14 protein-coding genes and 1 pseudogene are annotated in these 22,523 nt (G+C 37.0%); 10 read left to right on the plus strand and 5 right to left on the minus strand.

What is annotated here, in order from left to right; genetic code table 11:
* Positions 1 to 5 precede the first annotated feature (5 nt).
* A pseudogene (locus LB076_RS14150) lies at positions 6 to 1,363 on the plus strand (HTTM domain-containing protein).
* Positions 1,302 to 3,767, plus strand: a complete 2,466-nt coding sequence (locus LB076_RS11790) for a TonB-dependent receptor (RefSeq protein ID WP_078055241.1) — start codon at positions 1,302 to 1,304, stop codon at positions 3,765 to 3,767. Before LB076_RS14150 ends, LB076_RS11790 begins: the two are co-directional and overlap by 62 nt.
* Positions 3,768 to 3,838: 71 nt before the next feature.
* Here the strand turns inward: LB076_RS11790 and LB076_RS11795 are convergent, their stop codons facing one another.
* The 4 genes from LB076_RS11795 to prfA form a co-directional block, all read right to left on the minus strand.
* The gene (locus tag LB076_RS11795) at positions 3,839 to 4,666 is read right to left on the minus strand and encodes an ABC transporter substrate-binding protein (RefSeq protein ID WP_066332031.1); all 828 of its coding nucleotides are present in this window, start codon (positions 4,664 to 4,666) and stop codon (positions 3,839 to 3,841) included.
* 99 nt (positions 4,667 to 4,765) lie between these two features.
* Positions 4,766 to 5,593 carry an orotidine-5'-phosphate decarboxylase gene (gene pyrF, locus LB076_RS11800; RefSeq protein WP_066332028.1) on the minus strand — a complete coding sequence of 276 codons (828 nt, stop codon included), beginning with the start codon at positions 5,591 to 5,593 and terminating at the stop codon, positions 4,766 to 4,768.
* A 181-nt stretch (positions 5,594 to 5,774) separates the two neighbouring features.
* Complete coding sequence (locus tag LB076_RS11805; RefSeq protein WP_066332026.1) at positions 5,775 to 7,742, minus strand: DUF5723 family protein; 1,968 nt, start codon at positions 7,740 to 7,742, stop codon at positions 5,775 to 5,777.
* 175 nt (positions 7,743 to 7,917) lie between these two features.
* Complete coding sequence (gene prfA, locus LB076_RS11810; protein WP_066332024.1) at positions 7,918 to 8,994, minus strand: peptide chain release factor 1; 1,077 nt, start codon at positions 8,992 to 8,994, stop codon at positions 7,918 to 7,920.
* 480 nt (positions 8,995 to 9,474) lie between these two features.
* Between prfA and LB076_RS11820 the strand changes: the two genes are divergently transcribed.
* The 6 genes from LB076_RS11820 to LB076_RS11845 all read left to right on the plus strand — a co-directional run bounded on the left by LB076_RS11820 (position 9,475) and on the right by LB076_RS11845 (position 17,397).
* Positions 9,475 to 11,784 carry a type IA DNA topoisomerase gene (locus tag LB076_RS11820; RefSeq protein ID WP_066332017.1) on the plus strand — a complete coding sequence of 770 codons (2,310 nt, stop codon included), beginning with the start codon at positions 9,475 to 9,477 and terminating at the stop codon, positions 11,782 to 11,784.
* 86 nt (positions 11,785 to 11,870) lie between these two features.
* Positions 11,871 to 12,371: a DUF6265 family protein gene (locus LB076_RS11825; RefSeq protein ID WP_066332015.1), complete on the plus strand. Its 501-nt coding sequence runs from the start codon at positions 11,871 to 11,873 to the stop codon at positions 12,369 to 12,371.
* Between the two features lie 298 nt (positions 12,372 to 12,669).
* The gene (locus tag LB076_RS11830; RefSeq protein WP_066332013.1) at positions 12,670 to 13,098 is read left to right on the plus strand and encodes an FKBP-type peptidyl-prolyl cis-trans isomerase; all 429 of its coding nucleotides are present in this window, start codon (positions 12,670 to 12,672) and stop codon (positions 13,096 to 13,098) included.
* A gap of 234 nt (positions 13,099 to 13,332) precedes the next feature.
* The gene (locus LB076_RS11835; protein WP_066332012.1) at positions 13,333 to 15,522 is read left to right on the plus strand and encodes a TonB-dependent siderophore receptor; all 2,190 of its coding nucleotides are present in this window, start codon (positions 13,333 to 13,335) and stop codon (positions 15,520 to 15,522) included.
* A gap of 43 nt (positions 15,523 to 15,565) precedes the next feature.
* Positions 15,566 to 16,114 (plus strand): PepSY-associated TM helix domain-containing protein, encoded by a 549-nt coding sequence (locus LB076_RS11840; RefSeq protein ID WP_066332011.1) that lies wholly within the window; start codon positions 15,566 to 15,568, stop codon positions 16,112 to 16,114.
* Positions 16,115 to 16,437: 323 nt separating this feature from the next.
* Entirely contained in the window at positions 16,438 to 17,397 is a 960-nt protein-coding gene (locus LB076_RS11845) for a leucine-rich repeat domain-containing protein (protein WP_066332009.1), read from the plus strand.
* A 168-nt stretch (positions 17,398 to 17,565) separates the two neighbouring features.
* Here the strand turns inward: LB076_RS11845 and LB076_RS11850 are convergent, their stop codons facing one another.
* Entirely contained in the window at positions 17,566 to 20,199 is a 2,634-nt protein-coding gene (locus tag LB076_RS11850; RefSeq protein ID WP_066332002.1) for a valine--tRNA ligase, read from the minus strand.
* A 230-nt stretch (positions 20,200 to 20,429) separates the two neighbouring features.
* Between LB076_RS11850 and LB076_RS11855 the strand changes: the two genes are divergently transcribed.
* Positions 20,430 to 20,819, plus strand: a complete 390-nt coding sequence (locus tag LB076_RS11855; protein ID WP_066332000.1) for a DUF1573 domain-containing protein — start codon at positions 20,430 to 20,432, stop codon at positions 20,817 to 20,819.
* A gap of 259 nt (positions 20,820 to 21,078) precedes the next feature.
* Positions 21,079 to 22,272, plus strand: coding sequence for a pyridoxal phosphate-dependent aminotransferase (locus LB076_RS11860; RefSeq protein WP_066331998.1), 1,194 nt, complete (start codon positions 21,079 to 21,081; stop codon positions 22,270 to 22,272).
* Positions 22,273 to 22,523 lie beyond the last annotated feature (251 nt).

The following is a 22,523-nucleotide window of genomic DNA, read 5'->3' on the forward strand; positions in this document are numbered from 1 at the left end:
CAAGAATGAATCTAAATTATTTTAAACAAAATACTTCAGCCGCAACGCTAGCTTTCTATAGGCTAGCGTTTGGTTTAATGATGCTGTTTAGTTTGATTCGGTTTGCAAGTTATGGCTGGATAAAACAACGCTACCTAATTCCACAATTTCATTTTACATATTACGGATGGGAATGGGTCAAACCCCTCGGAAACTACACCTATCTCTTATTTCTAATTGCAGGTATTGCCGCCTTATTTGTGGCCATTGGATACAAATACAAATGGGCTATTTTAACTTTTTTTCTGAGCTTTACTTATATTGAATTACTAGACAAAACAACCTACCTCAATCACTATTATTTTATTTCGGTAATTAGTTTTGTGTTGCTGTTTTTGCCTGCAAACTGTTATTTTTCGGTAGATGCATATAGAGACCCAAAGTTACGTTATGCAAAAATTCCTTCTTGGAATATTGGACTGCTCCAAACCATACTAGCAATCGTTTATTTTTATGCAGGACTCGCCAAACTCAATTCAGATTGGTTATTCAATGCCATGCCTCTCAAAATATGGTTGCCACACCACTCCAACATTCCCATTATTGGTCCCTTACTCAATGAAAATTGGGTACATTATGCCTTTAGCTGGACCGGAGCTGTCTACGATCTTACCATAGTGTTTTTGTTGCGCTACAAACCAACCCGTTTATTTGGTTTTATTTTAGTTATAGTATTTCATGTTTTGACCAAAATACTCTTTCCAATAGGCGTTTTTCCGTATGTAATGATTGTTAGTACGCTATTATTTTTTGATGCGGATTTTCATAAAAAATATTGCAATTCCTTTCCAAAACCTATTCTGGATCACTGGTTGTTTTTGAAAACCAAAAAATCAAAAAACCAAGCAATACCGCATTTTATAAAACCAAAGTAGCTGTATTGAGCAGTTTTATTGTTTTGCAACTCCTCTTCCCGTTTAGGTATTTGGCCTATCCCGGAGAATTATTCTGGACCGAAGAAGGTTTTCGATTTTCTTGGCGGGTCATGCTTATGGAAAAAGCAGGATATGCTACCTTTATAGTAAAAGATGCCGTTACCCAAAAACAAATTGTAGTGACTAACAGCCATTTTTTAACCCCTTTTCAGGAAAAACAAATGGCTTTTCAACCCGATTTTATTTTAGAATACGCACACTATCTACACGATTATTACCAACAACAAGGCGTTACAAATCCCGAAGTTTATGTAGAGAGCTATGTAGCTCTCAACGGAAGGTTAAGCCAAAAATATATTGATCCCAAAATAAATTTAGCTCAAGAAAATGAAAATTTCAAACACAAAACCTGGATACTTCCTTTTAAGGACACCATTAAAGGATTTTAGATTATTTCTACTCTTATTGCTCCCCTTATTGACTTTTGCTCAAAACAAAATATCGGGCGTTGTCACGGATAATAAGGGCCTAAAATTAGCTGGAGTAGAAATTTACAACAGAGCTACCAATACAAAATTACTTACCGACAAAAATGGTTTTTTTGAAATTGAACCCAAAAAGCCCGCAAGTTATGACTTAGTCTTTTTTAAAGAAGGCTTTGCTATTGTAGAGCAAAATGACATCTCCACCGGTAGTAGTATTAAAATTGTTTTGAACAAAATCAACCAACTAACCGAAGTTATTATCCGAAAACAAAATGACAAACTACAAAGCCTTTATAAACTAAATGACATTGAAGAAACCGCTATTTATGCCGGCAAAAAAACAGAGGTAATCAACATTAGCAAATTAACGGCAAATAAAGCCACCAACAATGCCCGCCAAATATTTGCACAGGTAGTTGGACTAACAATAAACGAAAGTTCGGATGGAGGTTTGCAATTAAGTATTGGAGGCCGAGGCTTGAACCCAAACCGAACTGCCAATTTTAACACCCGCCAGAACAACTACGACATTAGTGCCGATGTGCTGGGCTATCCCGAGAGTTATTATGCCACTCCCACCGAAGCTTTAGAAGAAATTCAGATTATTCGTGGTGCCGCTTCCTTGCAATACGGAACCCAATTTGGTGGTTTGATTAATTTTAAATTAAAAACACCTACCACAAAACCATTTGAATTTAGCACCCGAAGCACCATAGGTTCTTATGGGTTAGGCACCAATTTTACATCGGTGAGTGGCACCAATAAAAAATTTAGCTACTACAGTTTTTATAATTACAAACAAGGAAATGGATACCGACCAAATTCAGACTTTGAGAGCAAAAATTATTTTGCAAATCTAAACTACCAATTTACACCCCAAACCTCTGTACATTTAGACTATACTTACTACAATTATTTAGCACAACAAGCCGGAGGTTTAACAGATGCCCAATTCTATAAAAACCCAAAACAAAGCAACCGTACCCGAAATTGGTTTGCAGTAAACTGGAATTTATTTGCCTTACGCCTAAAGCACCAATGGAACCTGGACACGGATTTTTCGGTACAGTTATTTGGTTTAAATGCCAGCCGAAAAGCCTTAGGGTTTAGAGACAACCGCATTACCACACCAGATCCAATGCAAGAGAGGGATTTAATTATAGGAAAATTTGTAAACTGGGGCGCCGAAACGCGCTACCTAAAGCGTTACCCTATTGGACAACAAAAAAGCGCTTTTTTGATAGGAGCAAAATACTACCAATCTAATAACCAACAACAACAAGGCCCCGGAAGTGCAGATACTAATGCCAACTTTAACCTGGCTACAACAGCCTATCCGTATTATCAAAACCAATCCGATTTTAGGTTTCCTAACAAAAACTTGGCTCTTTTTGGAGAAAATATTTTTAAGATAAATGCCAATTTTACGGTAACACCAGGTTTTAGAATTGAAAAAATTATAACCAAGGCCGATGGTTATTATAAAAAAATAAATCGGGATTTCGCAGGCAATATTATTCTGAACGAAACCAAAAATGAGAACACCGTTAAAGATCGGAACTTGCTTTTATTGGGTGTTGGATTGAGTTACAAACCCAAAAAAGGTTTGGAAATTTACGGAAATGCCTCTCAAAATTACCGATCTGTAACCTTTAGCGATATCCGTACGATAAATCCTAGCCAACAAATAGACGAAAACATTACCGACGAAAAAGGCTATACTTCGGATATTGGATTACGGGGCCATATTCAACATATAATAACCTTTGACACCAGTATTTTTGGTCTTTATTATAACGACAAAATTGGCGAATATGACAGCACCAACGCCTCCAATCAAATTGTCAAAATTAGAGCCAATACCGGAACGGCGCTAACCTACGGTTTTGAAACATTGGTAGACTGGAACATTGCCAAAAGCTGTTTTAAAGATACCGAAAATCTAAGCTGGAATGTATTTACCAATTCGGCCATTACCAAATCAAGCTACCTAAAATCTGCAATACCTAGTATCAAAAAAGGCTATGAGGTGGAGTTTGTCCCGTTATTTAATATCAAAACAGGAACTAGTCTGGGCTACAAAAACGTGATGTCAAGCATTCAATTTACCCATGTTTCCTCACAATTATCGAGTGCTAGTAGCAATAACAGCAACAATGTCTTGACGGGCATTTCTGGAACTATTCCGGCCTATAGTGTAGCGGATATATCTTGTTCGTACAAATGGAAAAACTGGAAACTAGAAGCCGGTATCACTAATTTTACAAACAACCATTACTTTACCCGTAGAGCTACAGGATATCCAGGTCCGGGAATTATTCCGTCGGATAACAGAACCTTTTATACCACAGTAGAGTTTTTATTTTAAAACCAAAGTACAGACCAAAATCCTTTAAAAAAGCAACTTTAGTGGTTGGTTTTTTAAAGGATTTTGGTTTTTTATTCTATTACTGCTTCAGCAGCTTCGTTTTGAAGGTTCTGATGCAGTATTCTAAAATAATCTAGCGCCTTTAAGAGCCTACTACCATACCAAGAAAACATTTCGCCATCCACCAACACAATTTTAGCTTTTGGGATATGTTGACGCATTTCATAGGCGGCATTTTTTTTAAAAGGATATGGCTCCGAAGACAAAAAAATATAATCTGGAGCTCCATCTACAACCATTTGTTCTAAAATAATTTCAGGATAGCGCTCTTTGGTTTGGTACCAATTTTCAAAATGATTGAGTTGCAATAATTCATTTATATACGTATGAGTTCCTGCCACCATATACGGGTTTTTCCAGATAAAATAAGCCGTTTTTTGGACTGGAACGTCTTTTATAAAATCTTTAAAATTGCTTAAAGCAAAAACCAATTTGTCGTGCCATTTTTGGGCTTCTGTTCTAGAATTGAATATTTTTCCAAAATCTAAAATCATTCTAAAATTATCTTCAATGGTAAGAATATTAGTGACCCAAACCGGACAAATGGTGCCCAATTGCTGCACCATCTCTAACGTATTCTCTTCTTTATTACAAATAATTATATCTGGTTGTAAGGCTTTTATTTTGTCTAAATGGACTTTTTTGGTGCCTCCAACACGTTTTTTAGTAGTTTTAAGATGGTGCGGATGTACACAAAACGAAGTGATTCCAACTATTTTGGCCTCTAATCCCAAATCACATAGCAATTCGGTTTGTGAAGGCACCAAAGAAACAATCCGTTGCGGCGTAGTTTTAAAAGTATGTACGGTCCCTAATTGGTCTGTTGCAGTTTTTAGCATTGGATTGGTTTTGTTTTAAAATTTTATTTTTATAAATCGGATGCTAAAAACCATACCTATTAAATACTATAAATGCTTTATCTAAAAAAACAACAAACGCTACTTTATTAAGTGCAAAGCCATTATTTGTGCCATTTCTTGTTGCATTTTTAAGGCTTCTTGTCTTGCTCTAGAGGCAAAATCTACGCCGTTTGAGGCATATATAATTCCTCTGGAAGAATTTATAAGCAAGCCTATTTGGGCATTCATTCCGTACTTACAAACTTCAGACAAACTACCTCCTTGCGCTCCTACTCCTGGAACCAACAAAAAGCTATCTGGAACAATTTTACGGATTTCTGTAAAATATTCTGCCTTGGTTGCACCAACTACATACATCAAGTTTTGGCTGTTTTTCCAGGTTTTGGCTGTTTCTAAAACACGTTTGTAGAGTTCTTTGCCATCTACCTTTATGGTCTGAAAATCAAAAGCTCCTTCATTGGATGTTAAGGCCAACATAATGGTGTGCTTGTTCTCAAAGGCTAAAAAGGGTTCTACCGAATCTTTACCCATGTACGGAGCAACGGTCACACTATCAAATTCTAAATCTTCAAAAAATGCCTTGGCATACATCGTAGAAGTATTGCCTATATCGCCACGTTTGGCATCCGCAATAGTAAAAATTTCTGGATACGTAGTATGGAGGTAATGCATGGTTTTTTGCAATGCCATCCAGCCTTTGATACCATAAGCTTCAAAAAAAGCAATATTGGGCTTGTAGGCTACACACAAATCATGGGTAGCATCTATGATGGCTTTATTGAATTCAAAAATAGGATCTTCTAAATCTAAAAGATGTTTTGGAATTTTATTTAAATCCACGTCCAATCCTACAGTTAAAAAGGATTTCTTGGTTTTAATTTGGTCAATAAGGTGTTGTGTAGTCATTTGTTGTTTGCTTGTGCTGCAAATTTACAAACTTGTATTCAATTAATATAAAAATATCGTGTTTTACTCCCAAAAAACCATACCGTATAGTCCAAAACAACTCCAATAGCTGTTCCAAAATTTAAACCAAAAAAAGGAGGTCTTTGCAGACCTCCTTTTTGGAGCATAAAATGCGAATGGATTATTTTACCAAAATAATTTCTACTCTTCTGTTTGCAGCTCTTCCTGCTTCTGTTTTGTTGGTTGCAATAGGTTTTACAATACCAAATCCTTCCGAAGATAACCTATCGGCACTAATGCCTTTGGCTACTAAATGCGTTTTTACCGCTGCAGCTCTTTCTTTAGATAATTGTAAATTTTTGACTGCAGAACCAGTGCTGTCCGTATAGCCTTCTAACCTAAAATTAGCTGTAGGATAGTTACGCATTACGTTTTCAATTTCTTGCAATTTCGGGTTAGACTCTGGTCGTATAGTGGCTTTTCCTGAATTGAACAATACCGCTTTAGAAAACACATTTAGCTCTTTAATAACATCACCCGTAATTTCGGGGCAGCCATTATTAACCATTGCTCCTCTTACCTCTGGGCATTGATCGTCTTTATCTGGCACTCCATCCCCGTCGCTATCTTCCCATGGGCAACCATTATTTGCAACTGGACCAGCTATCTCTGGGCATCTATCTTTTTCGTCCACAATACTATCGCCATCGGTATCTATCAAAATTTCTTCGGCAACTATTTCTTCCATAACCTCATCAACTTCTTCTATTTTATCTACTACAGGCTCTAGAACTTGTTTCTTTTTTTTTTGATACACCGGAATTTTAAATCCTAAATGCATATCTACTGCTCTAGAATTATCAGACATTAAATTGGTTAGCGCAGATCCCGACCCAATAAAGAAAATACCCGTACGCAAACCAACACCTACTTGGGCTTGTTTGCTGTACTGTATGTACGAAACTGGCATATAAAAACTAAACCATCTGGACTCATAGCGTGGGGTTAGACTAAAACGATTGCTACTGCTATTTTGGTTTAATTTTGATTTATCGACCACGCTAAACTCACCATTGGCATTTAAATAAAATTTATTATGTAGGTTCCAATCCACATCGGCACGTAAAGTTGTAGGCAAAAATGCTTTTACAGCTCCATTGACCACCGTTGCAGTATAATTATTTTTTAAAAAGGCATCTGCATCCTCTGCACTATCGTATTGCCCTTGAGTTACGGTAGCATTTAGATCATACGAATTACGAATCCCTTTATCATACCTAACACTTCCTAAATCTGTTAGCGCCAACCCAAAACGGAGTTTGTATTTATTGATGTGTTTCAAGTCCATCAAATCCGATCTCGAAGCCTCATAATCTGGCCTCCACTCGTATATGAATCCCAAGTCCAAACCAAGACCTCTAGATTTACTGTCTACCACCACGTCATTATCTACAGCAAAATCTTGACTGGATCCATACAAAGCAGTACCCGTACTGGTGTATTGGCTATTTTGTGGGTTTAAGCTGTTTTTAACATACTTTACTTGTACATTATTTGCCTGAAAATGGTAGTTTGCAACCCCTTGCAAATATTTAGCCGTAACCCCTCCTTTGACAAAATGAGCCCCTTTTTGAAATAAAACAGCGGCATAAGATACTCCTAACTCTCCCCACGAATTTCCTACGGCATTGGGACTACCCACGCTATAATCAAAATTAGAGGTGTTGTCTTTGGCTAATTCATCAATTAGATTTCCATTAATATCCAATACGTTCACAAAAGATCGTGCTCTTGTATAGACAGCCAAAGAATGCTTAGGAGCAATATTAAACATAAAGGAAGGCCCCATAATATCCGTGTTCAGCATGGCATTATTACTTAAGGCAAACGATTTTTTAGCTTTGTTTTCAAAATCATAATCACTCTTAAAAGCATCCATCAAATTAACACCATACGCATCATTGTTAGCCATGGAGCTTACCGAAAACAAATTGATATCGGTTTTAAACCTAGAATCTACAATAGACGCAGGGTTAAACAATACCCCTTGGACTCCTGCATAATTGTCATGCGTATAGCCTAGATAAGACTGTGCATTGGCCGAAACTACACTTGCAAAAGCAAGAAAAGTAAGTACTTTTTTTTTCATAATTTAAGGTGATTTAGACGTTTTTAAAAATTAAAACTTTCATGATTTTAACAAAAATAGTGTTTTTTTTTAACAAAAATATTGCTTTATTAGTTCCTAAACACCAAAAAAAGCAAAAAAAATGCTCCACTAAAACTATATGGAGCATCTATCTATAATACAGAACAGTACTTGTTTAAAAAACTTCGCTTGCTTCTTTGAGTTTTTCCATATTGTTTACCAACGCTAACTCATCTACAATTTTCTGAATGTCCCCATTCATGATATTCCCCAGATCATACAACGTCAAACCAACTCTATGATCCGTCACACGCCCTTGGGCATAATTGTAGGTTCTAATCTTGGCAGAACGGTCTCCAGAGCTCACCTGCGAAGTACGCGTAGTGGCATCTTCGGCTTGTTTTTTGGCTAATTCCTGTTCGTATAAACGCGAACGCAATACTACAAAAGCCTTGTCTTTATTCTTATGTTGTGATTTTTGATCCTGACATTGCGCCACCAATCCCGTAGGGATATGCGTCAAACGCACCGCAGACTTAGTCGTATTTACAGATTGTCCACCAGGCCCAGACGAACAAAAGAAATCCACACGCACATCATTCATATCAATCTGCACATCAAACTCTTCTGCCTCAGGCAAAACCATCACCGTAGCGGCAGAGGTATGCACCCTTCCTTGCGTTTCTGTTTGTGGCACCCGTTGCACTCGGTGCACTCCTGCCTCAAACTTCAAGGTACCATAAACATCCTCACCGGTAACCTCAAAGATAACCTCTTTGAAACCACCCGAAGTTCCCTCGTTCATATCCACCACAGAAGTTCTCCAACCTCTGTTTTCGCAGTATTTGGTGTACATACGGAATAAATCTCCAGCAAAAATACTTGCCTCATCCCCACCGGTACCGGCACGTATTTCTACCATAACATTCTTGGCATCTTCTGGATCTTTGGGGATCAACATAAACTTGATTTCTTCCTCTAATTCCGGCAACCTTTCCTTCGCCTCTTCTAGTTGCATTTTGGCCATTTCGGTCATATCGGCATCACTATTATCGGCAATAATTTCGTTAGCCTCCTCAATATTGGCTATCAAAATCACATATTCATCTCTCTTTCCAGCCAAAGCCTTCAAGTCTTTATACTCTTTATTCAATTGCACATAACGCTTTTGATCCGATATAACATCCGGTTGGATAATTAAATCCGATATCTCATCAAAGCGTTGTTTTACTATTTGAAGTCTATCTAACATATTCTTAGTCCTTTTATTGGAGTGCAAAATTACAAAAAACTATTCAGTTTGCAATATTCCTTTTGGGCAATTTACAACCCCACCCCTAGAACCGGAATTACAAAACAAAACCTCACAACATCCAATTGCAAAACCAAGACCAAAATAACGTGTTTTTTTTTCTCCGAAGCCAATTCCCATTATCCGTTTCAAGCGTTGCGTTTGGTCGCTCTTTTTCTATCCGCTGGCAGGAGCTTCCTTTGGTCGCTCTACCAGCGCAAGAAAAAAGTAGGTCCCAACCACAAAGGCTTTACACTACTACTGGGGCTAAAAAATCCGTACTACAAACCCAGTCTCTACTCAAAAACAGCATCAAGCTTACAAAAAACCTCAAAAATCCAAATAACCGCATTAGCAAACACCCCTTGAAAAACTCCAACACATTTCCTTTTAAAACCAAATTCTAAATCCTTAATTTGCGCCCTCAAAATCAACAACAAAATGAAGGTCTGTATTGCCGAAAAACCAAGTGTAGCCCGCGAAATTGCATCCGTACTAGGAGCCAACACCAAACAAGACGGCTACTACCTGGGCAATGGCTATGCCGTAACCTACACCTTTGGGCATCTATGCACCCTCAAAGAACCCAACGATTACAAACCCCACTGGAAAAGCTGGGATTTGAACAACCTACCCATGCTTCCAGAAAAATTTGAAACCAAAGTAGTAGCAAATTCTGGAATCCAAAAACAATTCAAGATCATCAAAGAACTCTTTGACAAAGCCACATTGGTGATCAATTGCGGAGATGCCGGCCAAGAAGGAGAACTCATACAACGCTGGGTACTACACCAAGCCAACTACAAAGGCCCCGTGCAACGCCTATGGATTTCTTCTTTGACCACAGAGGCAATCCAAGAAGGATTTAACCACCTAAAACCCTCCTCGCAATATGATAATTTATACTACGCCGGTTTTTCAAGAGCCATCGGAGATTGGTTATTAGGCATGAACGCCACCCGATTGTATACCGTAAAACATGGCGGTTACAAACAAGTGCTATCCATTGGGCGGGTACAAACCCCCACATTAGCAATGGTTGTAGAGCGTTTTATAGCAATCCAGAATTTTAAACCACAACCCTACTGGGAATTGCAAACACTATATAGAGACACCTTATTTAGTTACGAAGAAGGCCGTTTTTTAAAAAAAGAAGATGGCGAAGTTTTGGCACAAAAAGTCCAAGAAAGCGAATTCGAAATTGTTTCCATCGAAGAAAAAAAAGGCAATGAATATGCCCCAAAACTATTTGATTTAACGGGATTACAAGTCTATTGCAACACCAAATTTGGGTTCTCCGCAGAAGAAACCCTCAAAATTGCACAAACTCTCTACGAACAAAAAGTAATCACCTATCCCAGAGTAGACACCAGCTTTTTACCAATGGACATCTACCCAAAAGTACCCGGGATTTTGCAAAAACTGAGCCACTATGCCACTTTGACAGAGCCGCTATGCAACAAAAAAATTAAAAAATCTCCAAGAGTATTCAATGATAAAAAAGTAACCGACCACCACGCTATTATTCCCACCGGAATCCAATCCAACTTGCCCTACAACCAGCAACAAGTCTATAACATTATAACCAAACGTTTTATAGCCGTTTTTTATGAAGATTGTACTGTAGCCAACACCACCGTGCTTGGCAAAGCAGCAGAAGTTCCATTTAAAGCCACCGGAAAGGTTATCCTAAAAAAAGGATGGCGCCTGGTGTTTGAAGATCCGAATGCCAAAGAAAAAGAAACCGACATAATGCCTCTATTTGTCCAAGGCGAAAAAGGCCCACACCAACCTAGTTTTTTAGAAAAAGAAACCAAAGCTCCCAACCAATTTACCGAAGCCACCTTGCTACGTGCCATGGAAACCGCAGGCAAACAAGTAGAAGACGAAGATTTAAGAGAGCTAATGAAAGAAAACGGTATTGGTCGTCCATCCACCCGAGCAAACATAATTGAAACCCTATTTAAACGCCAATATATTGTACGCAACAAAAAACAACTCCTACCTACTCCAACCGGAATTCAGTTAATTGCTATTATTCAAAACGAAAACATCAAATCTGCTGCCTTAACAGGAATCTGGGAAAAACAACTCAAAGACATCGAAAAAGGCCGTTATACCGCAAGTGCCTTTATCCATAACATGAAGCGCATGGTAGATGCTCTAGTCTACGAAGTACGCAGCGAAACAGTCCATGCCAACCTATCCCATACCGCAGCCCAACCAAAACAAATTGCCAGCAACACTACCAAAAAGAAAACAGAAGGACTTTTGTCCGAAATGTGTCCAAAATGCCAAAAAGCAACCCTATTAAAAGGCAAGACCGCCTACGGTTGTGGTAATTATAAATTAGGCTGCCAATTTGTATTGCCTTTTGTTTTTGCAAACAAAAAAATATCCGAAAACCAATACCTAAGACTTCTCCAAAAAGGAACTACCGTAAATCTGAAAGATTTTAAAACCAGCACCGGAACCACCGAAGGTCTATTGCGTTTTGATGCTAGTTTTAACCTAAAATTAGAACCTAAAAACACCAACAAAAACACTCCAAAAGCAGCCACCGCAACTCCAGCACTACCTTGCCCAAAATGCAACAAGGGCAGTATCCTAAAAGGAAAAATGGCCTATGGATGTAGTGAATACCAACTAGGTTGTGATTTTAAAGTTCCGTTTGATGTCCTTAGAGCCAAATTAAAAAACCAAACCCCAACCAAAGAACGGGTACACGCTTTATTAAAAGAAGGTTTTTAAAACCAGCGGCTATTTTTAGGATTAATTTATATTTAGCCCTATTTTTTTTTGCTAATTTTGCAGCAATCCAACCAATACGTAATTTTATGTACTTAGCCAACAAAATATATTTACTGCTACTACTTGCAACGGCACTATCTTGTCAGAAATCCCAAACAAATTCTTCAGAAAATACCGAAAAAGAGAAAATAAAAACCAGTAGATGGCTATTAGGAACCTGGGAAAACAAAGGTTCCGACGGCACCTTAAAAGAAATTTGGAACAAAGTAAATGACAGTACCTTTGCAGGGCAATCGTATTTTATTAAAGCCCAAGACACCATCCATTTTGAAACCATCCAATTGCAACAAATAGATGAAAACCTAACCTACACCTCTACTACAAAAGGACAAAACAACAACCAACCAATAGCCTATAAAGCAACCAATAGCTCGGAGAAAGAATTGGTTTTTGAAAACACAAGCCTTAATTATCCCCAAAAAATACGGTATACAGCAATTGCAACAGATAGTCTCAAAATAGAGATTTCGGGCATGCAACAAAGCAAACCCAGTACCGAAAGATATGGTTATAAAAAAGTAAAATAAGGTAGTTTTTTAGTTAAATTTTAAACCGTGCACACCAAATGCACGGTTTTTTTTTGACTTTTAACCAAACTATTTTTCCATATTAAAACAAACATTAATACCTCAAATAATTGCTTAAATAGTTGCTACCAATTGGAACTAAAAAGGATTTTTTTGTCATAAAAAAGAGGTATTTAAGGTATTTAGGTTCTTTTCTTTCTAAAAAAACACTTTTGGCGTAGTTTTAGTGTTAGTTTTGATAATTAAATTTAAACTAAAAATCTTTTATACTATAAAGGATTATTAAAATTAAAAAAACATGACTCAAGTTAAAGCAAACAACACAGTTAAAGTACATTACACAGGAAAATTAGCAGACGGCCAAATATTTGACACTTCGGAAGGAAAAGAGCCTTTAGCGTTTACATTAGGAGAAGGACGTTTGATTCCAGGTTTTGAAAAAGGACTGATAGACATGAAGTTAAACGAGAAAAAAACGATAAACATTGCCAAAGAAGATGCTTATGGAGACGCACGTCAGGACTTAATTGTTGAGGTTCCTAAGAGCGAATTGCCACAAGAAATGACTCCAGAGGTAGGAATGGGACTAGTATCCAAAACACCCGAAGGGCAAGAAATGAACTTATTAGTTGTAGAGGTAAAAGACGAAACAGTAGTTCTAGATGGTAACCATCCTTTGGCGGGAAGAGACCTGATATTTGATCTTGAAGTAGTAGAAATTAGCTAATTTTAATAGCGAAACACTATTTTTTTAATTAAAACCTGACAAAGAATCTTTTCTTTTGTCAGGTTTTTTTTGTTTGGTCCAAAAACTAATGCCTTGACTAATGGTATCTTAGTAGTATCAACTTATAAAAACACTATTTTAGGTTTATTATTATTTTTATTAAGTCTAAATTATTATTGTTAGACCTAAATAAAAGTGTACATTTGTGCTCTTATTTTAATTAAATCTAAATAAATGAAAGCGTTATTACTCGGCTGTGTTCTTCTAATTGCATCCACTTCGTTGCAAGCACAGCAAATCAAAACTACTAGTTCAGTTTTGGATACTCTAAAAAACAAAAAAGGAGAATCTTTAAAAGAAGTTATTATTAAAACTAGGCTAGAAAACAAAAAAATTAGTGCCGTTCGTTCTGGTATAAAACCCATGGATTTACCACAGAGCATACAAGTTATTGGCAGCAAAATTATAGCACAACAACAAGCAATCCGATTGAGTGAGGTGATTAAAAACGCAAATGGCGTTTATGTGGGTTCTGCTAGAGGTGCTGCACAAGAAACCTTTTGGTCCCGAGGCTATAACATGTCTTCCAACAACATGTTCAAAAATGGCTTTCGTTTTTCAAGCAATTCTATTCCTGAAGTATCCTCATTAGACCGCGTAGAAATACTAAAAGGTAGTGCGGCATTATTATTTGGAAACGTAGCTCCCGGGGGCATCTTAAATATGGTTACCAAAAAACCAACCTTCAAAAAAGGAGGCAGTTTGAGCATGCAAATGGGGAGCAATGCTTTCTATAAACCTACGGTAGATTATTACAATACCATAAATAAAAACATTGCTTACCGTTTTATAGGCTCTTATGAAAATTCGGACAGTTATAGAGATATTGTCCAAAAAGAGCGCTATTATCTCAACCCATCGCTTTTGTTTGCAATAACGGACCAAACACAAATTACAGTACAAGGAGATTATTTGCATGACAATTGGACACCCGATTTTGGAACCGGAATTATTGGCAAAACAATAGCGCCAGTAGGCCGAAACAAGTATCTGGGGGCTAGTTGGTCTAATGGACAAACCAGACAAAGTAGTGTGTCTACTTTGGTTAATCATGATTTTAATGCCAACTGGAAATTAAATTTCAATACCTCCTTTCAATACTACAGCCAAGCATCCAAAGCTACAGAAAGAGTACAACCAGATGCAAAGGGAGACTGGAAAAGACCGCTTGGACAGAACAAAAAACAAGCGCAACTAACGGCGCAGCAACTAAGTATAACTGGAACTTTTTATACTGCCAAAATAAAAAACCAACTCTTTACTGGGGTAGACTTTGAAAATTCTTTTGACAAAAACTACCGATTTGCATTTGCTAATCCAACGTATGGAAGCGGCAACATATTGAATTTGGATACTTTTGATCCCGAAGGCCCTATACCAGATGCCACCCTAACTAAAATAACCACTACAGATACCAATTCTTTTGGTGTCTACGCACAAGATTTGATTTCCATTAGCTCTCAATTCAAAGTTTTGGCCGGAATACGTTGGTCTTGGCAAGAAGCAAAAGTAACTACCTCGGATTTTACTACAAACCCAGTAGCAAATTCTGAAGAACCCAACAGAGTGGACCAAGCTTTTACTCCTAGAGTTGGAGTGGTATACCAACCCAATACAGCCCTTTCGTTGTTTGCTAGTTATGCCAATTCTTTTACTCCTAATTCTGGAACTACCGTAGATTTAAAAGCAATAGAACCTTCCTTTATTGATCAATACGAAATAGGTATCAAAAAAAGTTTTTGGAATAACAAATGGACTACCAATCTTACCTTTTATCAAATTGAAAACAGCCAATTGGCACAAACCGCTGAATTTAAAGCAGACGGAACTACCAATACGGATCGATCTCTAAAAATTTTGAGTGGTGCCACTAAAAGCAAAGGGATTGAACTAGATGTTAGTGCAAAACCCATCGAAGGTTTAAACATAATGGCCGGATACAGCTATAATGACATGCGTTTTACCAAAACCTCTGGTACCAATGGCAGTTATATTACAGGAGACAGACTCACTAGAACCCCATCCAATACAGCTAATTTAAGTTTCTTTTATACCTTGTCTTCTGGCATATTAAAAGGATTTTCTGTTGGATCTACAGCAAATTATATTGGCAATCGTGTGGCAGGATGGAACAACCAACTAGTCTTGGACAAAGCAGGAATACTAATTATTAAAGATCGCGAAGTCCCCGTTAAGGGATACACAACCATAGATGTGTCAGCTGGGTATACTTGGAAAAAATTTGCGTTGCTAGGCAAGCTATCCAATATTACCAACACCTTAAATTATACCGTACATGAGAACTATAGTGCCAATCCTATTGCACCAAGACAGCTGATTGCGACATTAAAATATGTGTTTTAATTCCAAATAGAACCCTGTTTTTATCCACAAAAAAGAATACAAAATGAAAAAAATAAATTTTAGAAATCTACATCGGGATTTGGGCTATTTCTATATTGGGTTAATTATATCCTTTGCTTTTTCGGGCTTGATGATGAATCATAGAGAATACTGGCATCCCGATAAATACACCACAGCAATAAAAGAGATAACGCTACAACTACCTCCCGAAAAGGAACTAAATGAAGCCTATGCTAAAATCGTAGCCAAAAAATTGGGCATTAACGACAAAATGAGACGGCAAATAGTCAAAAAGGGAGTATATCGGATTTCTTTTGAAAAAAAGGACGTGGAAATAGACCTCCAAACCGGAAAAGGCGAAATTGTATCCTTCCTTAAAACCCCAATTGTTAGTCAATCCATGTCGTTGCACAAGAGCACTTCTTCTTTCTGGATTTATTACTCGGATATTTTTGCGTTAAGTTTAATTATTATAGCCCTAACAGGCACTGTAATGATTAAAGCAGGAAAATTCAGTTGGAAAAATAGAGGCTGGAAATTAGCTCTAGCAGGAATTGTATTTCCACTTTTGTTTTTAATTTTATTTGCATAAAATTTACATTTAGCACCAAAAATCCCAATACTGAAATTTAGTATTGGGATTTTAGTTCTCAGACTTTATACCATTTAAAACAACCTAGCTTAATTAGATACAACGGCTAGCCTTTTTTGTCAAGGCATACGGCTTTGCTTTTATATAAATACAATCGTATTGAAAGCATTTTTTTTGACTTTATTTCTACAAATAACCATTTATAAAACCAATTTATCCTTGGGTGATTATTTAACATATGTTAATAAATAAAGTACCCTTTCGTAATTCACATTGTAGGTATTAATACTACATTTACTACTAAAAATTTTAACCAAAATATTATGAAAAAATTATTTTTTCTTGCCTTAGCAACTCAGTTGGTTGCATGTACTACTGATAACAAAGAAACTACTGTTTCTGCAGTAGCCTTAGAAAAAGAAAACACCAGTAAACCAAACCCGGGTCCAGAGGATTATAATAGTGCTGAATTTTTGCGTTTTTCGCAAACAAATACAACAGCCAGAACTGCGGCTTATGTAGCAACTGCCATACCTGATGCAGCATTACGAAACAAGTTATTGACCCTTGGAGCAGCTGTAGACAACTCTAGCACAACCGATAATATAGTACTAATTGACAACACCCGTGGAGGACTAAATCTAGACAGTTCTGGAATTAGTGACTTGACCGGAATTCAGGCATACACCTCTTTAGTGCAACTATCTGTGGCTGGAAATAATTTGAGCAGTATAGCCATTTCTGGCTTGCCTAATTTAGCCTATTTTGATTGCCGCTACAATGCTACTTTAACAAGCGTAAACCTTAGCGTCCACACCAAATTAGCGCAAATATGGTGCAATAACAATCCAAGTCTAACTACTTTAATATTGCCTACAGCAACCACTACTTTGTGGGGATTATGGTGTTACAGTGCAAATTTAACCAATCTAAACCTTAATGGTAATACCAATTTAAATAGTCTTTTTTGTCAGTCTAACAAACTAACAAACAGCTTTTTTAGCAGCTTGAAATACTATACAAATCTTAAAGGAGTTAACCTATCGGCTAATAAAATGACCGTATTAGATTTGCACTTAAATACACAATTAACCTCTTTTTGGTGTTATAGCAACAGCTTACTTACGGATATAAACATCCGAAATGGGTTTAATTCTAATATAGTAAACCAAGATTTTAGATACAATACCAAAGCGCCATTGATCCATGTTGATGCGGCTTTTTTACCAAATGCAAATACGTTATGGCCTAAAAGAGGTACTTCTATTTATACTGCCAATTAATAACAAGAAGCACCTTCTAAAAAGGCTTGTATCTGCTACAATCTATTCCTTAATGCCGGACCAACTGTTTTAGAGAGTAGATAAAACCATTTTATAATTAGTACAAAAAATCCCAACTCTGAAATTTCAGAATTGGGATTTTAGTTTTTAGACCAATAAACCTATTGCTTATTGCAAACCAGCTAAGCTACTTTCGATGGTTTCAATTTTTGCTAAAGCATCGGCTTGTTTTTGTTTTTCGTTTGCCAAAACTTTTTCGGGCGCACCGTTTACAAATTTCTCGTTTGCTAATTTATTTTGTACGGATTTCAAAAATCCTTTGGTATATTCTAACTCTGCGGTTAGTTTTGCAATTTCTTCTTCTATATTTATATTTCCAGTAATAGGAATAAAATATTCATTCGAATTTACTCTATAAGACAACGCACCATCTACCTTTTCAGAAACATATTCTAGCCCACTTATATTTCCCAATTTAGTTACCACTAAATCAAAATAAGTAGACACCTTGTCATTATTGATTACTTTTAGTTCAATCGCATCCTTAAAGGCAATGTTCTTGTCTTTACGGATGGTTCGGACTCCCGAAATCACTTCCATGGTATTTTCAAAATCCGTAATCAAAGCCGCATTAAAAGGTTTCATTTCTGGCCAAGTAGATACAATTAAAGCTTCTTCTTTGGTTCTCGGAGCGAGCATTTGCCAAATTTCTTCGGTCAAAAATGGCATAAACGGATGCAATAATTTTAGGTTATTTTCTAGCATTTCTATCGCTTTTGCAAAAGTTAGGCTGTCTATAGGTTGTTGGTAGGCTGGTTTTATCATTTCCAAAAACCAAGAACAGAAATCATCCCAAACCAATTTATAGATCGCCATTAAGGCCTCAGAGATTCGGTATTTTTCAAAATTGTCTTCAATTTCCAAAAGAGTTTGTTGCAACTTGGCCTGGTACCATTCTATGGCTACTTTAGACGATTCTGGTTGTGGTATGGCATCCGAAACTTCCCAACCTTTGATTAATTTGAAAGCATTCCATATTTTGTTGGTAAATCCTTTTCCTTGGTTACACAATTCTTCATCAAACATGATGTCATTTCCAGCAGAAGCACTCAAAAGCAATCCAACCCGAACACCATCGGCACCAAATTTTTCAATTAAATCTAATGGGTCTGGTGAGTTTCCTAATGACTTAGACATTTTACGTCTTTGTTTATCTCGAACTAAGCCCGTTAAATACACATTCGTAAATGGTTTTTTATCCGTATATTCATAGCCTGCAATAATCATTCTGGCTACCCAGAAAAACAAAATATCCGGACCAGTTACTAAATCATTGGTTGGGTAATAGTATTTAAAATCGTCATTTTCTGGATCCATGATGCCACCAAAAACGGACATCGGCCACAGCCAAGATGAAAACCAAGTATCTAGGGCATCTACGTCTTGTTTCAAATCTGCTATTTCCAATTTTGGATTAGCAGTTCTTTCTTTGGCTAAAACCAAAGCGTCTTCGATGTTTTCAGCAACTACAAAATCTTCTTTCCCATCTCCGTAAAAATAGGCCGGAATTTGTTGTCCCCACCACAATTGTCTGGATATATTCCAATCCCGTATGTTGTTCAACCAATGTGCATAGGTATTCTCAAAACGTTTGGGATGCAATTTAATAGCGCCGTCTTCTAAAACCGATTGTATGGCTGGTTTTACTAAATCTTCCATTTTCAAGAACCACTGATCTGACAATCTTGGCTCAATAACGGCTTTGGTTCTTTCAGAGGTTCCTACTTTATTTAAGTGCGTTTCTGTTTTGGCCAAAGCACCAATTGTTTCTAACTCTTTGGCTACTTCTTCGCGAACCACAAAACGGTCTTTGCCTTGGTATTGCAATCCAAAACTATTCAGGGTAGCGTCTTCATTAAAAATGTCTATAATTTCTAGCTGGTGCTTCTCTCCTAGGGTTTTGTCATTCATGTCGTGTGCAGGAGTCACTTTAAGACATCCCGTTCCAAATTCAATATCTACATAATCATCTTCAATAATTGGAATCACACGGCCACAAATAGGCACAATAGCTTTCTTGCCTTTTAGATGACTAAAACGCTCGTCATTTGGGTTGATACAAATGGCGCTGTCTCCAAAGATGGTTTCTGGACGCGTGGTGGCAATGGTCAAGAAATCTTCGGATCCTTCAATTTTGTATTTCAAAAAATACAATTTACCTTGTCTTTCTTCAAAAATTACTTCTTCATCAGATAGCGTCGTCTTGGCTTCGGGATCCCAGTTTACCATTCGGTACCCACGGTAAATTAATCCTTTGTTGTATAAATCTACAAAAGATTTTATTACAGAGGCAGACATATCTGGATCCATCGTGAATTTGGTGCGCTCCCAATCACAAGAAGCTCCAAGTTTTTTAAGCTGCTCTAAAATTACACCTCCATATTTGTCCGTCCAATCGTAGGCGTGTTTTAAAAATTCCTCCCGAGTCAAATCGGCTTTATGGATTCCTTCGGCTTTTAGTTTGGCCACAACCTTAGCTTCTGTAGCAATAGAGGCGTGATCCGTACCTGGAACCCAACACGCATTAAACCCTTTAAGACGCGCTCTTCTAATTAAAACATCTTGAATGGTATTGTTTAACATGTGCCCCATATGCAAAACTCCAGTTACGTTTGGTGGCGGAATTACGATGGTATAAGGGGTTCTGTGGTCTGGCTCAGAATGAAAATAGTTGTTTTTCATCCAGTAGTCGTACCATTTGTTTTCACTTGTTTTGGCGTCAAATTGTGCAGGAATTGTCATTGTATAGCGGGTTCAATTAATCGTTAATTTTGCAGATCTATTTTTTGGTCACTATGCTGTATTACAAATACTTAAATTCGTGCATAGTGCAACCATTTTGTTAGAGAGCTGTTTTGTGTAATCTTTATAGGCAACAAAAGTAAATAATTAAGTACACTATAAAAAGGGAAATAAAAATTTGTGTTATTATTATAAAAAAACTATATTTACGTTATCAAAACCTATTTAAAATGAAAAAAATAGCACTAATTATTGCAATAGTAGCATTTAGTAGTATTGGATTTGCACAAAATGGTGCCAAGATTGAATTTAGAGAAGACAACAACACCATAGATTATGGAACCATAAACAAAACACAAGATAGTGGCGTGAGATCCTTTACGTTTACCAACACCGGAAACGCTCCCTTGATCATCACAGGAGTTCAATCTACATCTAGTTGTACTATTTTGTCCAAACAAAATGATAGCATCTTGCCCGGAAAATCTGGTTCCATCGAAGTGAAATACAATATGGTACCTGGACCAATCCGCAAAACAATTACAGTAGAGTCTAATGCGGTTAATTATCCCGAAGGAAGAATTGCCCTTAAAATAAAAGGCGAAGTACTAACAAACTAATCCACAATACCAACCAATACACCTCTGGCCTCTTGATATAGCAATCAAGAGGCTTTTTTTGTAGAAAAAAATCATATTGTGGCATCTTTAGGATAAAAAAATGGTTGAACCCAACCCAATTATAGTTGGTCCGAGAGGCTCTATTTGGTCTGTATTTATAAAATTAAAGTTACCAATGCATATTTAACAATAAATACCTGGTTTAAGGATATTAACTTTCAAAAAAAAAATGCAAATTTGCAGTTCAATACTTAAAAATATGCCAAAAATATCTAACAAAGGGGCTCAAATGCCAGAGTCACCAATACGCAAATTAGTTCCTTACTCTGAAATTGCTAAGAAAAAAGGAAACAAAGTCTACCACCTGAACATTGGACAACCAGACATTAAAACGCCTGAAGTTGCCATGGAAGCGGTTAAGAATATTGATATAAAAATATTAGAATACAGCCACTCTGCTGGTTTTGAAAGCTATAGAAATAAATTATCTCAGTTTTACAAAAACCAAGGTTTACCTATTAATACCGAAGACATTATCATTACCACTGGTGGATCTGAAGCCTTACTCTTTGCCATGGGAAGCACCATGGATCAAGGAGACGAAATTATTATTCCGGAGCCATTTTATGCCAACTACAATGGGTTTTCAACCGCATCTGGGGTTACTGTGGTACCAGTAATTTCTTCTATAGATACTGGATTTGCATTGCCTCCAGTTGCTGAATTTGAAAAATTAATTACCCCAAAAACCAAAGCCATTCTTATTTGTAATCCAGGCAACCCAACGGGCTATTTGTATTCTCAAGAAGAAATGATGCAATTGGCTGCATTGGTCAAAAAACACGATTTGTTTTTGATTGCAGATGAAGTATATAGAGAATTTACCTACGATGGAGACATTCATTATTCGGTAATGAATATCCCTGGATTGGAAGAAAATGCCATCATGATTGATTCGGTTTCCAAAAGATACAGCATGTGTGGCGCAAGGATTGGTTGTATTGTTTCTAAAAACAAACAGCTAATGGCTACAGCAATGAAATTTGCACAAGCACGATTGAGCCCGCCAACTTTTGCACAAATTGCCAGTGAAGCAGCTCTAGACACCCCACAAAGCTATTTTGATGAAGTAATATCCGAATACAGAGAACGTAGAGACACACTTATTACAGAATTAAACAAAATTGAAGGCGTTACGGTGGCTACTCCTAAAGGCGCTTTTTATTGTATTGCCGAACTACCAATTGCTAATGCAGATGATTTTGCGCAATGGTTGTTAGAGAGCTATGATTTTAATGGCGAAACGGTAATGGTTGCACCTGCTGCTGGTTTTTACTCTACACCTGGTGTAGGCTTGAACCAAGTTAGGATTGCTTATGTATTGGAGAAAAAAGATTTGATCCAAGCGGTACAAATTCTAAAAGAAGCCATTGCGGTCTATAACGCCAAATAAAAAACGGCTGCCTACAAAAAGTACGGATTGGGCTAAAACCTAAATCCAAAAGCAAGCAAAAGCACCCCTATCTAAAAAAGGCAGTAACAACATTGTTAGTGCCTTTTTGGTTTTTTATGCCTGGATAGACCAGAATGCGTGTCGGATTTTTGGCAATCCAAAAGAGTGCATTAATTATTAAAACCTTTAGAAATTCTTTGGTTTTTATTAATTATCTTTACGCCCTGAAAACATACACCTAACAATAGTAG

This window comes from Flavobacterium crassostreae (assembly GCF_001831475.1).
GTDB classification, from domain to species: Bacteria; Bacteroidota; Bacteroidia; order Flavobacteriales; family Flavobacteriaceae; genus Flavobacterium; species Flavobacterium crassostreae.

Bases quoted from the DNA above. Each gene is read 5' to 3' on its own strand.
- LB076_RS11790 (WP_078055241.1), top strand. From the start codon at position 1,302: ATGAAAATTTCAAACACAAAACCTGGATACTTCCTTTTAAGGACACCA.
- LB076_RS11795 (WP_066332031.1), bottom strand. From the start codon at position 4,666: ATGCTAAAAACTGCAACAGACCAATTAGGGACCGTACATACTTTTAAA.
- pyrF (WP_066332028.1), bottom strand. From the start codon at position 5,593: ATGACTACACAACACCTTATTGACCAAATTAAAACCAAGAAATCCTTT.
- LB076_RS11805 (WP_066332026.1), bottom strand. From the start codon at position 7,742: ATGAAAAAAAAAGTACTTACTTTTCTTGCTTTTGCAAGTGTAGTTTCG.
- prfA (WP_066332024.1), bottom strand. From the start codon at position 8,994: ATGTTAGATAGACTTCAAATAGTAAAACAACGCTTTGATGAGATATCG.
- LB076_RS11820 (WP_066332017.1), top strand. From the start codon at position 9,475: ATGAAGGTCTGTATTGCCGAAAAACCAAGTGTAGCCCGCGAAATTGCA.
- LB076_RS11825 (WP_066332015.1), top strand. From the start codon at position 11,871: ATGTACTTAGCCAACAAAATATATTTACTGCTACTACTTGCAACGGCA.
- LB076_RS11830 (WP_066332013.1), top strand. From the start codon at position 12,670: ATGACTCAAGTTAAAGCAAACAACACAGTTAAAGTACATTACACAGGA.
- LB076_RS11835 (WP_066332012.1), top strand. From the start codon at position 13,333: ATGAAAGCGTTATTACTCGGCTGTGTTCTTCTAATTGCATCCACTTCG.
- LB076_RS11840 (WP_066332011.1), top strand. From the start codon at position 15,566: ATGAAAAAAATAAATTTTAGAAATCTACATCGGGATTTGGGCTATTTC.
- LB076_RS11845 (WP_066332009.1), top strand. From the start codon at position 16,438: ATGAAAAAATTATTTTTTCTTGCCTTAGCAACTCAGTTGGTTGCATGT.
- LB076_RS11850 (WP_066332002.1), bottom strand. From the start codon at position 20,199: ATGACAATTCCTGCACAATTTGACGCCAAAACAAGTGAAAACAAATGG.
- LB076_RS11855 (WP_066332000.1), top strand. From the start codon at position 20,430: ATGAAAAAAATAGCACTAATTATTGCAATAGTAGCATTTAGTAGTATT.
- LB076_RS11860 (WP_066331998.1), top strand. From the start codon at position 21,079: ATGCCAAAAATATCTAACAAAGGGGCTCAAATGCCAGAGTCACCAATA.